A 15,630-nucleotide genomic window follows, 5' to 3' on the forward strand; every position below is an offset into this window, starting at 1 on the left:
TGTATTCGGTGGCGACCAACACCTCGGTCGGGGCGCTGTTCATGGCCGGGGTCATTCCGGGAATCGCTCTGGCAATGGTGCTCGGCGGCGTGACCTGGTTTCGGGCGAAGAAGTTCGATTACCCGCGCATGAAGAAGGCGACGTTCGGCGAGCGCTGGAAGGCATTCCGTGAGTCGGTGTGGGGTCTGTTGCTGATCGTGGTGGTCATGGGCGGCATCTACAGCGGCATGTTCACGCCGACCGAAGCCGCTGCGATGAGTGCGGTCTACGCCTTTTTCGTCGCCGTGTTCGTGTACAAGGACCTGTCGATGAAGGACGTGGCGCGGGTGCTACTGAACTCGGCCAACATGTCGGCCATGCTGTTGTACATCATCACCAACGCCGTGCTCTTCTCCTTCATCATGACCAACGAGAACATCCCACAGGCCCTGGCCGACTGGATGCTGGGGCATGGACTGGGGATGATCGCCTTCCTGCTGGCGGTAAACATCATCCTCCTGCTGGCCGGCAACTTCATGGAACCCTCGTCGATCGTGCTGATCTTTGCCCCCATTCTCTTCCCGGTGGCGATGAAGCTGGGAATCGATCCGGTGCACTTCGGCATACTGATGGTGGTGAACATGGAGGTCGGCATGTGCCATCCGCCGGTCGGACTCAACCTCTACGTGGCGTCCGGAATCACCAAGATGGGGATTACCGAGCTGACGGTGGCGGTCTGGCCGTGGCTCCTGTCGATGCTGGCCTTCCTGGTCGCCGTGACCTACGTGCCGATCATGTCAACCTGGTTGCCCAAGACACTGGGCATGATGTAGTCAGACGTCCGCAGTCAGGGCAGGCTCCGGGCGCGCGTGCGGGGAAACCCGTACGCGCGCCCGGCATTTTGCGTCGTGCGCGGCATTCCCGTCCGAGTCTTGGTATAATCCCGAGGTTGTATATCTAGCGATATGATTTCTTGTTGTTTTTCTTGATCTACTGCCTCCGGAGAATGACTCATGGCCAGCGAACGCACCCTTTCCATCATCAAGCCCGACGCCGTTGCCAAGAACGTGATCGGCAAAATCTATTCCCGCTTCGAGACCAATGGCCTGAAAGTCATCGCTGCCAAGCTGGCGTGGCTGTCGCCACAGGAAGCCGGCGCCTTCTACGCCGTACACAAGGAGCGGCCGTTCTTCAAGGATCTCGTTGACTTCATGATTTCGGGTCCGGTGATGATTCAGGTGCTCGAAGGCGAGAACGCCATCGCCAAGAACCGTGAACTGATGGGTGCGACCGATCCCAAGAAGGCCGAGCCGGGAACGATCCGCGCCGACTTCGCCGAGTCGATCGATGCCAATGCCGTGCACGGCTCGGACGGCGAGGATACGGCGAAAGTGGAAATCGCCTTCTTCTTCCCGGCGATGAACGTCTATTCAGGCCGTTGAGCGCCAACACCACGCCCCGATGACGGTCAATCTGCTCGATCTCGATGCGGCCGGGCTGACGGCCTTTTTCGCCGCGCACGGCGAAAAGCCGTTCCGCGCCAGGCAAGTGCTGCGCTGGCTGCATCGCTTCGGGCGGGCGGATTTTGCTGCCATGACCGACATCGCGGGGAGCTTGCGTGAAAAGCTCGCAAGGCTCGCGGTCGTACGGCCGCCCGCGATGCTCGCCGACCGGGTTTCCGATGACGGCACGCACAAGTTCCTGTTCGATGTCGGGGGTGGCAATGCCGTCGAGTCGGTGTTCATTCCAGAAGAGGAACGCGGCACTCTGTGCATCTCGACGCAGGCCGGTTGTGCGCTCGACTGTTCCTTCTGTTCGACCGGCAAGCAGGGATTCAACCGCAATCTGACGGTTGCCGAGATCATCGGCCAGCTCTGGCAGGCGAGGCAGGTGCTTGGCGCTTACCAAGGGAAAGAGGCGAACGGCGAGCGTGTGATCAGCAACGTCGTCCTGATGGGCATGGGCGAGCCGCTGGCCAACCCGGACAATACGGTGACTGCCTTGCGGCTGATGCTCGACGACAACGCCTACGGTCTGTCGCGCCGCCGGGTCACGGTATCGACCTCGGGTCTGGTACCGGCAATGGATCGGCTGCGCGACGAGTGTGCGGTAGCGCTGGCGGTTTCCCTGCACGCGCCGAACGATCGCCTGCGCGATGAACTGGTGCCGATCAACCGGAAATATCCCTTGCGTGAACTGCTCGCTGCCTGCCGGCGCTACCTCGAGAAAGCGCCGCGTGACTTCGTGACCTTCGAATACGTGTTGCTGGACGGCGTCAATGACTCCGCTGCGCAGGCACGTGAACTGCTTGCCCTGACGCGCGAGGTGCCCTGCAAATTCAACCTGATACCGTTCAACCCCTTTCCGGGCACCAGCTACCGCCGCTCGTCGGCACCCCGCATCCGGGGTTTCGCCGAGATCCTGCTGGCGGCCGGGGTGGTGGCGACGACCCGCAGGACGCGTGGCGATGACATCGCTGCCGCCTGCGGGCAACTCGCTGGTCAGGTACTTGACCGAACGCGGCGCACCGGCCGGCGAGTGATCGATCTGCGGCTCGAGCGTCAGGAGGCCGGCGCATGAGGAAGGCCGCCCGGTGGCTGGCGCTCGGCCTCGCTCTTGCTCTGGCTGGTTGCTCGTCCGGGTCCTTCTTCTCGTCGGCGCCGAAAAAGGTCGAGGAAGAGCCGGTCGACTCGCGCGTTCCGAGCAAGCCGCGGGATCCCCGCACGCGGGCCAAGCTGCATACCGAACTGGGCGCGATGTATCTGCAGAGCGACAAGCTGGCGGTGGCGCTCGAGGAGTTGAGCATCGCCATTCTTGTTGACCCTGATTACGCCACGGCTTACAGCATGCGTGGGGTGGCCGCCTTCCGGGTTCGCGAGATGCAGATGGCCGACGAAGATTTCCGGCGCGCCTTGAGCATCGACGGCAAGGATCCCGACATCAACAACAACTACGGCTGGTTCCTGTGCCAAGTGGGCAGAGAAAGGGAAGCCATTCCCTATTTCCAGAAAGCCATCAAGAATCCGCTCTACGAAACTCCGGAAAAGGCCTATCTGAATGCGGGGAGCTGTTACGCCAAGCTGGGCGATCTCGACACGGCCGAGGGCTACGTACAGCAGAGTCTGCGCATTGCGCCCGGCAACCCGCAGGCACGGCTTGAACTGGCCAACATCAGCTATCGACGGGGCGATCTGGAGCTGGCCAAACAGCAGCTCGGTGACCTGTTGCGGCGTGGCGAGCCGACTGCCGAAGCGTTGTGGCTAGGGGTGCGGGTCGAGCGCGGACTCGGCAATCGTTCGGCCGAAGCGCGCTACGGCAGCCAGTTACGGAAGAGGTTTCCGCTTTCGCCCGAGGCGCAGGAACTGTTGAAGGGTAGAGTCGAATGAGAGACAAATGAGCGAGCAGGGTGCATTTCCCGCCGAGGGCTCCCCCTCGGCTGACCAGTCTTCCCGTTTGCCGGTGGTGAGCAGTGAGGCGGTGGCGCCGGGCGGGGTGGGCGCACAGTTGCGAGCCGCGCGCGAGGCGAAGAACATCAGCTTGGCCGAAGCGGCGCAGTCGCTCAAGCTGGGGACACGCCAGGTCGAGGCTCTGGAGGCCGAGGACTGGCATGCCCTGCCGGGCAGTACCATGATCCGGGGTTTCGTGCGCAACCATGCGCGCCTGACCGGTCTGGATCCGGAGCCCCTGATGCGCGCACTGGATGCGGCTCAGTTACCGCAAACACCGCAGCTCGAGGTGTCGGCCGGGACCAGCGCCAGTTTGCCGCAGGCCGGCGGGCGCCGCGTCGAGCGCCGCGACTATCTGGCGGTGCTGGCCGGGCTGTCGTTGCTGGGTCTGGCGACCCTGGCCTACTTCTACGCGCCACTTGACCGCTGGCAGGCGCAACTGACAGACCTGCTCGAGCGGCGTTCTGCAGGGGCTGCCCAGGAGAGAGCGGTGACGATGCCGGCGGTGCCCGTACCGGCCGAGTCGGCACAGAAAGGGGCCAGCGGCGAGTCGGTGATTGCCGTTGCGCCGCCCAATGCGACGGTTCTTTCCGATACACCCGCCGGCGTGGCGCCAGCCTCGGGTGGCGGACCGGCCACCGCCGGAAGCGACTTGCGGCTTTCCTTCGCGCAGTCCGCCTGGGTGGAAATACGCGACACGCGTGGGCAGGTGCTGCTTTCGGGAGTGATGCCGGCGGGCAGTCAACGGGAACTGGCGGGTGAAGCGCCGTTTTCGCTGGTGATCGGGAACTCCACCCAGGTGACCGTGCAGTACCGCGGCAGGGTGATCGATCTGGCAGCATACAGCAAGGGTGAGGTCGCGAGGCTCTCGCTCGAATGAGTACCGTGCAACTGGTGAACCGGCCTTGAGCAATTCCATCCAGGGCGCAATCCGCCGGCGGACGCGTGCGGTCCAGGTTGGTCGAGTGACGATCGGTGGCGAGGCGCCGGTGGTCATTCAGTCGATGACCAATACCGATACGGCCGACATCGTGCGGACGGCAATCCAGTGTGCCGAACTGGCACGGGCTGGCTCGGAACTGGTGCGCATCACTGTCAACACACCGGCCGCCGCCGCCGCAGTCGAGCCGATCCGCGAGCATCTCGGGCGCATGGGCGTAGACGTGCCGCTGATCGGCGACTTTCATTACAACGGCCATCGCCTGCTGACGGACTATCCCGACTGCGCCCAGGGGCTGGCCAAGTACCGCATCAATCCGGGCAATGTCGGCCACGGTCGCAAGCGGGACGAGCAGTTCGCGCAGATGATCGAGCTGGCCTGTCGCCACGAGAAGCCGGTGCGCATCGGGGTCAACTGGGGAAGCCTCGACCAGGATCTGCTGGCGCGCATCATGGACGAGAATGCCCGCCGGGCGGAGCCACGCGATGCGGTCGAGGTGATGCGCGAGGCGATGGTCGTCTCGGCGCTCGAGTCGGCTGGCAGGGCAGAGCAACTCGGCATGTCGGGCGGGCGCATCGTCCTGTCGTGCAAGGTGTCGGGCGTGCAGGACCTGATTGCCATCTATCGCGAACTGTCGCGTCGCTGCGACTACCCCCTCCACCTCGGGCTGACCGAAGCCGGCATGGGGTCGAAGGGTGTCGTGGCCTCGACGGCAGCGATGGCGGTGTTGCTGCAGGAAGGTATCGGCGACACGATCCGTGTCTCGCTGACCCCGGAGCCGGGCGGCGCACGCACACAGGAAGTGATCGTTGCGCAGGAAATGTTGCAGACCATGGGTTTGCGCGCGTTCACGCCGATGGTGGTAGCCTGTCCGGGTTGTGGGCGGACGAGCAGCACCTTTTTCCAGGAACTGGCGCAATCGATCCAGGCGCATGTTCGCCAGCGCATGCCGCAGTGGCGGGTCGACCATGATGGGGTCGAGAACCTGACCCTGGCGGTGATGGGCTGCGTGGTCAATGGGCCGGGCGAGAGCAAGCACGCCAACATCGGCATCAGCCTGCCCGGTACCGGTGAGGCGCCGGCCGCACCGGTGTTCGAGGACGGTGCCAAGACCGTCACCCTGCGCGGCGAGCATATTGCCGAAGAGTTCACCGCGATCGTCGATGCCTACGTGGCGCGCACTTACCAGAGAAAATCTGCCGGCCGATGAACATACCGAAGATCCAGTCGGTGCGCGGGATGAACGATATCCTGCCGGATGAGGCCGAGTTCTGGGACAGGTTCGACGAGACCATCCGTTCGTGGCTCAAGAGCTACGGCTATCGGCCGATCCGCCTGCCGATCGTCGAGCCGACACCACTGTTCAAGCGCGCGATCGGCGAAGTGACCGATATCGTCGAGAAGGAGATGTACTCCTTCGTGGACAGCCTCAACGGCGAGTCGCTGACCCTGCGCCCCGAGGGTACGGCAGGTTGCGTGCGCGCGGTGATCCAGCACAACCTGATGGCGCAGCAGCCGCAGCGCCTGTACTACGTCGGCCAGATGTTCCGCCACGAGCGGCCACAGAAGGGCCGCTATCGCCAGTTCCACCAGGTGGGTGTCGAAGCGCTCGGTTTTCCCGGCCCGGACATCGATGCCGAGCATATCCTGATGGGTGCCCGCCTGTGGGATGATCTTGGTCTCGACGGTATCGTCCTGCAGCTCAACACGCTTGGCCAGCCGGCGGAACGGGCGTGCCATCGCGCCGAACTGATCACCTATTTCGAACAGCACAGCGCACTGCTCGATGAGGACAGCCGGCGGCGACTGCACAGCAACCCCTTGCGCATCCTCGACAGCAAGAACCCGGCGCTGCAGGAAGTCGTGCGCGGGGCGCCGCAACTGATCGACCACCTGGGTGCCGAGTCGCTGGCGCATTTCGAGGGCGTGCAGCAGGTGCTGCGCGACGCCGGCCAGCCCTTCGCGATCAACCCGCGGCTGGTACGTGGCCTCGACTATTACAACCTGACGGTGTTCGAATGGGTGACCGACCGGCTGGGGGCACAAGGAACGGTCTGTGCCGGCGGGCGTTACGACGGGCTGGTGCAGCAACTCGGCGGCAAACCGGCGCCGGCCTGTGGTTTTGCGATGGGTGTCGAGCGACTGATTGCCCTGATTCGCGAGGCAGGCGGGGAAGTCAAGGCGGCGCCGGTGGATGTCTATGTGGTGCATCAGGGCGAGGCAGCGTCACGTCTGGCGGCGCGGGTGGCCGAGGGGCTGCGCGACCGCGCTATCGACGTCCTCTTTCATTGCGGTGGCGGCGGTTTCAAGGCGCAGATGAAAAAGGCCGATGCTTCTGGAGCGAGCTTTGCGGTGATCATCGGTGACGACGAGGCACAAGCCGGCGAGGTGACACTGAAGGCTCTGCGGCAAACTGGCGAACAGTCGAACGAACAGCGACGGGTCGTGGTTGATGGTGTCGCCGACGAAATCATGAGTTCAATTCTGGATTGGGACGAAGCTTGATGGCTACCTACGACCTCGAAGAGCAGGAACAGATCGCCGAAATCAAGGCGTGGTGGAAACAGTATGGCAATCTGCTGAGCGGCCTGATCACCGCCGCGGCGATCGCCGTGGCAGCCTGGCAAGGCTGGAACTGGTACCAGCACAATCAGTCGGCGCAGGCCTCCCTGGTTTATGCTGTCCTGCAGAAAGCGATTGCCGACCAGGATTCGCAACGTATCAAGGCGGCGAGTGGCGAACTGGTGGACAAGTATGGCGGCACGACCTATGCGCCGCTCGCTGCCCTGCAGACCGCCAAGGCGCTGTTCGACGGTGGCGATGCGAAGACCGCCAAGCTGCAACTGGCCTGGGTCGTCGAGCATGGCAAGGACGAACTGCGCGATCTGGCGCGTTTGCGTCTGGTGGCCCTGCTGCTCGACGAGAAGGCTTATGACGAGGCCTTGAAGCTGCTCGACGGCACACCGAGCCCGGGCTTTGCCGCACGTTTTGCCGATAGCCGGGGCGACGTTCTGGTCGCCCAGGGCAAGACCGCCGAGGCGCGCGTGGCGTATCAGGCCGCGCTGGCCAGTCTCGAAGGGGCAGGCGAGAACGGCAAGGGAAAAAGCTCGCTGCAGGATGGCCAGGCGAATGCAGGCTATCGGGCATCACTGCAGCTCAAGCTTGATGCGCTCGGGGAGGCGATCTGATGCGCTCGCCGCTACTCGTCACGGCATCGCTCTGTGTAGCGCTGGCCGGCTGTTCGACACTCGATGCGCTGAACCCTTTCAGCAGCAGCGGGCCGAAGATGGCCGAGCTGCAGCCGATTCAGGCAGGCGCCGAGGCGCGCGTGGCGTGGTCGGAAGGGGTCGGCAAGAGCGAGGACTACACTTTCGTTCCGGCCACCGTCGGTTCTTCTGTGTACGCGGCGGCCAGGGATGGCACGATTGTGCGCCTTGACGATGGTCAGCAGGTCTGGCGAATAAAGGTCGACCAGACGCTCTCGGGGGGGGTTGGCGCCGATGGGCGGATGCTGGTCGTCGGTACGATGAAGGGGGAGGTTCTTGCCCTATCGACCATCGATGGCAGCCTGTTGTGGAAGGCGCGCGCCAGCAGTGAGGTGGTGGCGCCACCTTTGGTGAGCTCGAGCCTGGTCATCGTGCGCAGTGTCGACCACCGCCTGGTGGCCTATGATCCCCTGGAAGGCAAACGCAAGTGGATCTACCAGCGTCCGAGTACGCCGCTGTCGCTGCGGGTAACGGCAGCGCCGATCCTGGTCGAACGCTACGTCTTTGCCGGCTTTCCCGGGGGCAAGCTGATTGCCGTCAGTGCAGAGAACGGTGCACCACTCTGGGAAGGAACGGTGGCGTTGCCGAAGGGGGCCACCGAGCTTGATCGGGTGGCCGACGTGACCAGTGCTCCGGTCATCGATGGACGCCTGATCTGTGCCGTGGCCTTCCAGGGCCGCATTTCGTGCTTCGATCTGGCGAATGGCAGCCTGGTCTGGTCGCGTGATATCTCGAGTGCAGCCGGTCTGTCGATCGACAGTCGTTACGTCTATGTCTCCGATGACAAGGGCGCCGTACATGCTCTGGACAAGGCGAGCGGGGCCGGGCTGTGGAAGCAGGACAAACTCTTCCTGCGCCAGCTGACCGCGCCCTTGCCACTGCGCAACATGGTCGTGGTCGCCGATGTGAAGGGAGTTCTGCACTTTCTGAGTCGCGACGACGGATCCTTCGTGGCACGCTTGAGCACCGACGGCAGCGCGGTGCGGGCACCATTGCAGCGTCTTGGCAACAATGTCCTGGCGCAGACGACGGGTGGACGCGTGCTTGCCATCGAGGCGCAATGAAGCCGAGCATCGTTCTCGTCGGGCGACCCAATGTCGGCAAATCAACGCTGTTCAATCGTCTCACCAGGACTCGCGACGCGCTGGTGGCCAACATTCCCGGTTTGACCCGGGACCGTCACTACGGGCACGGAAAACTCGGCAGTAAGCCCTATCTGGTGATCGATACCGGTGGCTTCGAGCCGCTCGCCAAGGAGGGCATCGTGCATCAGATGGCACGCCAGACCGAACAGGCGATCGACGAAGCCGATGCGGTGATTTTCGTGGTCGACGGGCGCAGCGGCGTCAGCGCCCTCGACAAGGAGATCGCCAACCGGCTGCGTCGTGCCGGGCGGCAGGTGCTGGTCGCTGTCAACAAATCGGAAGGCATGAGCCACGGGGTGGTGATCGCCGATTTCCATGAGTTGGGACTGGGCGAGCCGCTGCCGATCTCGGCGGCGCACGGCGAGGGGGTGCGGGTGCTGATCGAGCTGGCGCTGCAGTCATTTCCCGAACCGGCGGCCGAAGAGACGAGCGATGACGTGGTCAGAGTGGCGATCGTCGGGCGGCCCAATGTCGGCAAGAGTACGCTGATCAACGCGCTGCTCGGCGAGGATCGGGTGATCGCTTTCGACCAACCGGGGACGACACGTGACGCGATCGAAGTGGACTTTGAACGCGGCGGCCGGCATTACACACTGATCGACACCGCCGGCCTGCGCCGTCGCGGCAAGGTCTTCGAAACCATCGAGAAATTCTCGGTGATCAAGACCCTGCAGGCAATCGAGGACGCACAGGTGGTGATTCTGGTGCTTGATGCGCGCCAGGACATTTCCGATCAGGACGCGCACATCGGCGGCTTCATTCGCGAATCCGGGCGTGCACTGGTGGTCGCGGTCAACAAATGGGATGGGCTAGACGCCTACATCCGCGAGCAGATCAAGGGAGCGCTCGAAAGCCAGCTTTCGTTCATCGATTTTGCCCGCTTTCACTACGTGTCGGCGCTCCAGGGGCAGGGCCTGGAGCAGCTCATGCGCTCGGTCGACGCGGCGTTCCGGGCTGCTACCGTCGACCTGCCGACGCCCAGGCTGACGCGCGCCCTGATCGAGGCCGTCGCTCGTCAGGCGCCACCGCGCAGCGGATTGTTTCGGCCCAAGTTGCGCTATGCGCATCAGGGTGGGAGAAATCCACCCCTGATCGTGATTCATGGCAATGCGCTCGACAAGGTGCCGGATTCCTACCGGCGTTATCTCGAGCACACTTTCCGCGAAGTATTCAAGCTGCAGGGCACGCCCTTGCAGATTCAGTTCAACGTGACCAGCAACCCCTTTGTCGACAAACCGCCACCCGAGCAGAATCGGCGCAAACCCAAGCCGCCGGACAAGGTGAAACCGCCGGCGAAGAGCACGCCCGCCAGAGTTGGCGGCGGGCGACCGGGGAGCAGGCCCAAGGCGCCGGCGCGGCGCGGCTGAACCGGCGCGGACAGTGATTGTGGCGTTACCGGACTGGCAGGAACGCGGGGGGCCCGTAGCACTCGAGATCTGCGTGGTAGAGCATCGTAAATCCGGGCCCGATCCGGGTCTGATCTTGCACTCGGTGGCGTTTCCACGCATCATGAGTGCCTGACCGGCGCCGGCTGCCTGCCGGGGATGAACTGTGTTGCCTGGCTGCAGCCGACCGGCCGGAGCCCTGGCAGAGGACATACGTATCTGGAAAACGGAAGGTGATCAAGGTTCTATTCGTCTGCATGGGAAACATCTGCCGTTCGCCAACGGCGGAGGGTGTTTTCCGCCAAATCCTGCGTCAGAAGAATCTTGAAGACAAGGTGGAAGTCGATTCTGCAGGTACCCACGGCTATCATGCCGGTGAGGCGCCCGATCAACGGACGCAGCGTGCCGCGGCGGCGCGCAACTATAATCTCTCGGACATGCGGGCGCGCAAGGTGGCTGCCCAGGATCTGGCGTATTTCGACCTCATTCTGGCCATGGACCACAACAATCTGGGGGTCCTGAAACGCATCTGTCCGCCAGACAAGCAGGATCGCCTCGGGTTGCTGATGAGCTACTCGAAGAATTTCGAGGACGATGAAGTACCTGATCCTTACTACGGGCTGGGTCACGGCTTCGACCTGGTGCTCGACATGATCGAGGACGCATCGCAAGGGCTGATCGAGCGCATCGAGCAGCGCTTGCTCGACGAGGCAAATCCGGAGGGGTCCGCCGAGTTCGGCGAAATCAACTGATCAAGGCGCCGGGCTTGGTCAGGCGGGACGGACGGGCGCCATAGCCATCCGCAGGCGTGCTGTCGTGTCAGCCGGTTCGACTGCGCGCCCGCAACCACTCGGCGAAGGCATCCGGTGGCAGCGGGTGGGCATAGAGATAGCCCTGTCCATGGTGGCAACCGGAGGCGTCGAGTTCGTCGTGCTGGTTGGCAATCTCGACACCTTCGGCGACAACGCTCATGCCGAGGTGGCGGGCCAGTGCGATGATCGCCGAACCGATCGCCCGGTCGTCGGAATTGGTCGCGATGCCGTCCACGAAACTGCGCGCGATCTTCAATTCGTGGATCGGGAAGCGCTTGAGATACGACAGCGAGGAGAAGCCGGTCCCGAAGTCGTCGATGCTGATCAGCAGACCACAGGCCACCAGTTCGGCGAGCATCCGCTGTGCACGATCGAAGTCCATCAGCACGCCTTCGGTGATTTCGATGCATAACCGTTGCGGCGAGACACCGTGCGCGTTGACGATCTGCATCAGATCACCGGCCATGCCCTCCTTGCGGAAATGTCGTGCCGAGATGTTGACGCTGATGCGTACCGGCGGCAGACCGCTGCGGTCCCACTCGTTTATCTGACGGCATGCTTCGCCCAGCACCCATTCGTCGATCGCGATGATCAGGTTGCTCTGTTCGGCAACCGGAATGAACACCACCGGCTCGATCACCTCGCCGTCGCACTGCCAGCGCACCAGCGCCTCCGCGCCGACCACCTGGCGGTTTTCGAGGATGACCTGCGGCTGATAGTGGACGAACAACTCGCCATGTTCGATTGCCCGTCGCAGACCGGCCTCCAGCGCCAGCCGCCGCGTTGCCTGGTGGGCGAGGTCGGCGGTGAAGAAGCGGAAGGCGTTCTTGCCGTGATCCTTGGCGCGGTACATTGCCGAATCGGCATTGCGCATCAGTGCTCCGGCATCTGTCGAGTCCTCCGGGAACATGCTCAGGCCGATGCTGGCACTGATGAAGCATTCATGTTCGTCGAAGCGGTAGCTCGCACTCAGCGCGCTCAACAAGCGTTCGGCAGTCACGGTCGCTTCACGGCGGTCGGCGGTTTCGAGCAGGACGACGAACTCGTCGCCGCCCAGGCGGGCAACCGTGTCCTCGGCGCGTACGCAGTCGAGCAGGCGCAGGGCAGCCTGCTTGAGGAGCTTGTCGCCGGTAACATGGCCAAGGGTATCATTGACCACCTTGAAGTTGTCGAGATCGATGAAGACCACGCCGACGCTGGCGCGCGAGCGCTCGGCGCGCGCCAGCGCCAGATGCAGGCGGTCGTTCAACAGCGCGCGGTTGGGCAGACCGGTGAGTTCATCGTGCGTTGCCAGATATTCGATGCGTTGCTGCGACTCGCGCACCTTGGTGATGTCGCTGAACATGCCGACATAGTTGACTACTTTGCCGCTCTTGTCCTGAACCGTGTTGATCGACAGCCATTCGAGGAAGGTCTCGCCGTTCCTGCGGACGTTCCAGATCTCGCCTTGCCAGACGCCCGTCCGGTTCACGCGCTCCCACATCTCGACGTAAAGGTCGGGTGGCGTTTTCTCGGAACGTAGAATACTTGGCTTCTTGCCGATGACTTCCTGGCGGGTGAAGCCGGTGAGGGAAGTGAAGGCGTCGTTGACGGTCAGTATTCGCTGCTCGGTGTCGGTCACCATAACCCCTTCGGAGGCGCGATCGAAGACCATGGCGGCAAGCCGCAACTGCTCTTCGGCGTGCTTGCGGCCGGTGATGTCGGTGGCCTGGAAACAGAGGCCGGTGATTGCTCCGTCGTCGTCGAAGAGCGGGAAGCGGACAGCCAGGAAATGGCGTGTGCCGCTTTCCAGAGGCAGTGTTTCCTCGCGCTCCATGCCTTTGCGCAGGCGCATCGCCTCGATCTCACTCTCCCTGAAGATCGTGCACACGGCTTCGGGAAACAACTGCAGGTCGGTCTTGCCGATCACCTGCCCGGTGCTGAAGCCGAAGGTGCCTTCAAACTTCGGATTGGCGAACTGGTAGCGTCCCGAGGCGTCCTTGACCGCCATCAGAGAAACCGAGTTGTTCATCACGGCGAGCAGCCTGACCTGCGTTTCGCGTGCCGAACGCTCCACTTCGTAAAGGCTGGTGTTGTCGGCAAAAAGCAGGATGACGCCCGCAATACGCTGCGCATCGCGCAGCAGCGGCACGATGTGCAGCGCGTAGTGGCGCCGGTTGGCGTTGACGATCTGCCGGTCGAGGGCATTCTGTGTTTCAATCACCCGCAGGCTGTCGGTCACCAGATCTGGCATGTCCGGGGGCAGCGGCAGGTCGCGCAGATGGCGTCCCACCTGTGCCGCACCGAGCTTGAAGAGGCGCGCGGCGGCACTGTTGAAGCGTTGCAGGCTGGTGTTGCGGTCGAGGACCAGCAGCGGGTAGTCGACGCTGTTCTGGATGCACTCCAGCTCGATATTGAGTTCCTGCGTCTCGGCCGTCTTGATCTGCAATTCCTCGTTGACCGTGGCCAGTTCTTCATTGGTCGATTGCAATTCCTCGTTGGATGCTTCCAGCTCCTCGTTGGAAGCCTGCATCTCCTCGTTGGACGCCTGAATCTCTTCGTTCAGGGCCTGCATTTCCTCATTCGAGGTCTCGAGTTCCTCGACCAGTGTCTGCAGGTGTTCGCGCGTTGCCGCCAGTTCGTCTTCGAGTTCCTTGTCGGTGATGTTGCCACTGTCCTCGGCGGAACTCTTGCCGGCGGCCGGGAGTATCCACTCGATGCAGACCATGAACAGTGCGTCGCTGCCGGCGGAGGATACGGGATGCACCGACAGGCGGACGCCACGATTCGGGTCGAGTGCCTTGATGTGCCGTGGTCGCCCATGGGCGATCGCCTGCTTGACCTGCGCCTGGCGCATCAGTACCTGGACCTCGGTGCGCAGCTCGCGGCGGATCAGCGAAATCAGGTCGAAGGCCGGTTTGCCCGGTGATATGTTGAGCAGCCGGCTGGCATCACCGTGGATATGGCGGATTTCGAACTTGCCGTTGATCAGGATGCTGGTCGGAATGAAGTAACGTCCGGCCGCCTCGAGCAGGATGTTCTCGAAACCGAGCGGTGGCGTCGGCTTGGCCGGCCGCTGATGCTGGTTGAGGCCGGCTGCCGCCGGCTGCAGTTCCGAACGCCGCAGCGGCAGTCGGGCGGTGACACCGTGCCGACGGTAGAGACGTCCTTCCTTGTCCACCACGCCAAACAGCCCTTCCTGCTGGAAAATGCCTTCCGATTTGCCGAGAAACAGGTAGGCACCCGGGTTGAGGGCGTAATGAAACACCGAGAGCAGCCGTGCCTGCAGTTCGCTCTGGAAGTAGATCAGCACATTGCGGCAACTGATCAGGTCGAGACGCAGGAACGGCGGATCCTGCACCAGGTCCTGACGGGCAAAGATCACCACGTCACGCAGGTTCTTGTTGATCTCGTAGCGGTCGCCGTGCGGCGTGAAGTTGGTGCGGATGCGGCCGCGGTCCAGGTGAGCCAGGCTGGCGGCGGCGAACACCCCGCGTCGGGCGAGGGCCATCGCATCGAGGTCGATGTCGGTAGCGAAGATCTGCAGGCGGTATTGGTCAAATGAGGCGCCCAGTCGTTCGGAGAAAAGGATGGCCAGCGAATAGGCTTCCTCGCCAGTTGCGCAGCCGGCCACCCAGACGCGAATGTCATCGCCGGGCTGCTTGTTGGCGAGAATGTCGGCCACCACTCTCTCGAGACGGGCGAAGGCATCCGTATCACGGAAGAAGGCAGTGACCGAGATCAGGATATCCTTGCACAGCTTGTCGAGTTCGACCGGGGTCTGGTCGACCACCTGCAGGTAATCGTGCAGCGTGCTGACATGATTGGCCGCCATCCGTCGCTCGATACGGCGCCAGAGGGTTGGTTCCTTGTACTGGGAGAAATCGACCCTGGTACGGCTGCGTACCTTGCCGAGCAGCGTTTTGAGTGTTGCCGGTGCGCTTGCCGCCTGGGTGGCGACCGGAATCAGTCCACGGTTGAGGACGATCAGGCTGATCTCGGCGCCCATGTTCTCGGGAGGCAGAATCCAGTCTACACTCCCCGTGTCGATCGCCGACTGCGGCATGCCGCTGTATTTGGCGGTTTCCGGGTCCTGGGAAAAGGTGAAGCCGCCGGCCGCCTTGATCGCATGGACCCCGGATGCGCCATCGGAGCCCGTGCCGGAGAGGATGATGCCGATCGTCGATTCGCCGATCTCCTCCGCCAGCGAGGCGAAGAAGCGATTGACTGATGGTTTCGGCATCGATTCGCGCGCCGGTTCGACCAGTCGAAAGCGCCCTGCAACGAGCGTCAGGTTGCGATTGGGCGGTGTGATATAGACGGTATTCGGCTCTGGCGCCATGCTGTCCTCGATATCCCTGACCGGCATCGTGGTTTCGCGCCCGAGTAGTTGCGACATCATGCTGCGGTAGGTGGGCGACAGATGCTGTACGACGACGTAGCTCAGTCCGAGGTTCTTCGGCAGGCCTGGCAGGAGCAGGCTGAGTGCTTCCAGGCCGCCCGCCGAGGCTCCGATACCAACGATGAAAGGACGTTCATCACCCTTGGCGGGGTGTTCGGCGCCGCCCGCTTTCAGCGCTGTCGTCGCCCTTCTCGTAGAGCTGCGCCTTTTTCTTGGTTCTTCTTCGCTGACGATGTTCATCACGTCCTTCGTTCGATCTTGTTGCAGTCATCGGTG

Annotated in this window: 12 protein-coding genes; 11 read left to right on the forward strand and 1 reads right to left on the reverse strand. The window is 63.1% G+C overall.

The features are described 5' to 3' along the window. The 11 genes from JNK99_RS15820 to JNK99_RS15870 form a co-directional block, all read left to right on the forward strand. Positions 1 to 812, forward strand: an 812-nt coding sequence (locus tag JNK99_RS15820) for a TRAP transporter large permease subunit (RefSeq protein WP_291854832.1), incomplete at its 5' end; no start/stop codon positions are given. Between the two features lie 180 nt (positions 813 to 992). Further along, positions 993 to 1,421: a nucleoside-diphosphate kinase gene (gene ndk, locus JNK99_RS15825; RefSeq protein ID WP_291854834.1), complete on the forward strand. Its 429-nt coding sequence runs from the start codon at positions 993 to 995 to the stop codon at positions 1,419 to 1,421. 19 nt (positions 1,422 to 1,440) lie between these two features. Further along, positions 1,441 to 2,559 (forward strand): 23S rRNA (adenine(2503)-C(2))-methyltransferase RlmN, encoded by a 1,119-nt coding sequence (gene rlmN, locus JNK99_RS15830; RefSeq protein ID WP_291854835.1) that lies wholly within the window; start codon positions 1,441 to 1,443, stop codon positions 2,557 to 2,559. Beyond that, on the forward strand, positions 2,556 to 3,365 hold the full coding sequence (gene pilW / locus JNK99_RS15835) for a type IV pilus biogenesis/stability protein PilW (RefSeq protein WP_291854838.1): 810 nt from the start codon (positions 2,556 to 2,558) through the stop codon (positions 3,363 to 3,365). Before rlmN ends, pilW begins: the two co-directional genes overlap by 4 nt. Before the next feature lie 7 nt (positions 3,366 to 3,372). After that, positions 3,373 to 4,305, forward strand: a complete 933-nt coding sequence (locus tag JNK99_RS15840) for a RodZ domain-containing protein (protein WP_291854840.1) — start codon at positions 3,373 to 3,375, stop codon at positions 4,303 to 4,305. A gap of 25 nt (positions 4,306 to 4,330) precedes the next feature. Further along, the gene (gene ispG, locus JNK99_RS15845; protein ID WP_291854842.1) at positions 4,331 to 5,575 is read left to right on the forward strand and encodes a flavodoxin-dependent (E)-4-hydroxy-3-methylbut-2-enyl-diphosphate synthase; all 1,245 of its coding nucleotides are present in this window, start codon (positions 4,331 to 4,333) and stop codon (positions 5,573 to 5,575) included. After that, positions 5,572 to 6,870: a histidine--tRNA ligase gene (gene hisS / locus JNK99_RS15850; RefSeq protein ID WP_291854844.1), complete on the forward strand. Its 1,299-nt coding sequence runs from the start codon at positions 5,572 to 5,574 to the stop codon at positions 6,868 to 6,870. Before ispG ends, hisS begins: the two co-directional genes overlap by 4 nt. Continuing rightward, on the forward strand, positions 6,870 to 7,553 hold the full coding sequence (locus JNK99_RS15855; RefSeq protein WP_291854846.1) for a tetratricopeptide repeat protein: 684 nt from the start codon (positions 6,870 to 6,872) through the stop codon (positions 7,551 to 7,553). The genes hisS and JNK99_RS15855 overlap by 1 nt, the downstream gene beginning before the upstream one ends. After that, on the forward strand, positions 7,553 to 8,695 hold the full coding sequence (gene bamB / locus JNK99_RS15860; protein WP_291854849.1) for an outer membrane protein assembly factor BamB: 1,143 nt from the start codon (positions 7,553 to 7,555) through the stop codon (positions 8,693 to 8,695). The genes JNK99_RS15855 and bamB overlap by 1 nt, the downstream gene beginning before the upstream one ends. Beyond that, on the forward strand, positions 8,692 to 10,143 hold the full coding sequence (gene der / locus JNK99_RS15865; RefSeq protein WP_291854851.1) for a ribosome biogenesis GTPase Der: 1,452 nt from the start codon (positions 8,692 to 8,694) through the stop codon (positions 10,141 to 10,143). The genes bamB and der overlap by 4 nt, the downstream gene beginning before the upstream one ends. 251 nt (positions 10,144 to 10,394) lie before the next feature. Further along, positions 10,395 to 10,913: a low molecular weight protein-tyrosine-phosphatase gene (locus JNK99_RS15870; protein WP_291854854.1), complete on the forward strand. Its 519-nt coding sequence runs from the start codon at positions 10,395 to 10,397 to the stop codon at positions 10,911 to 10,913. 67 nt (positions 10,914 to 10,980) lie between these two features. Here JNK99_RS15870 and JNK99_RS15875 read toward each other — a convergent pair whose 3' ends face one another. Then, positions 10,981 to 15,594 carry an EAL domain-containing protein gene (locus JNK99_RS15875; protein ID WP_291854857.1) on the reverse strand — a complete coding sequence of 1,538 codons (4,614 nt, stop codon included), beginning with the start codon at positions 15,592 to 15,594 and terminating at the stop codon, positions 10,981 to 10,983. Between the last annotated feature and the right edge of the window lie 36 nt (positions 15,595 to 15,630).

It is taken from the genome of Accumulibacter sp., assembly GCF_016789985.1.
In the GTDB taxonomy this organism is placed as follows: Bacteria; Pseudomonadota; Gammaproteobacteria; order Burkholderiales; family Rhodocyclaceae; genus Accumulibacter.

What these genes read in the sequence shown, in the direction of transcription:
- ndk (WP_291854834.1), top strand. Translation starts at nt 993, where the DNA reads ATGGCCAGCGAACGCACCCTTTCCATCATCAAGCCCGACGCCGTTGCC.
- rlmN (WP_291854835.1), top strand. Translation starts at nt 1,441, where the DNA reads ATGACGGTCAATCTGCTCGATCTCGATGCGGCCGGGCTGACGGCCTTT.
- pilW (WP_291854838.1), top strand. Translation starts at nt 2,556, where the DNA reads ATGAGGAAGGCCGCCCGGTGGCTGGCGCTCGGCCTCGCTCTTGCTCTG.
- JNK99_RS15840 (WP_291854840.1), top strand. Translation starts at nt 3,373, where the DNA reads ATGAGCGAGCAGGGTGCATTTCCCGCCGAGGGCTCCCCCTCGGCTGAC.
- hisS (WP_291854844.1), top strand. Translation starts at nt 5,572, where the DNA reads ATGAACATACCGAAGATCCAGTCGGTGCGCGGGATGAACGATATCCTG.
- JNK99_RS15855 (WP_291854846.1), top strand. Translation starts at nt 6,870, where the DNA reads ATGGCTACCTACGACCTCGAAGAGCAGGAACAGATCGCCGAAATCAAG.
- bamB (WP_291854849.1), top strand. Translation starts at nt 7,553, where the DNA reads ATGCGCTCGCCGCTACTCGTCACGGCATCGCTCTGTGTAGCGCTGGCC.
- der (WP_291854851.1), top strand. Translation starts at nt 8,692, where the DNA reads ATGAAGCCGAGCATCGTTCTCGTCGGGCGACCCAATGTCGGCAAATCA.
- JNK99_RS15875 (WP_291854857.1), bottom strand. Translation starts at nt 15,594, where the DNA reads ATGAACATCGTCAGCGAAGAAGAACCAAGAAAAAGGCGCAGCTCTACG.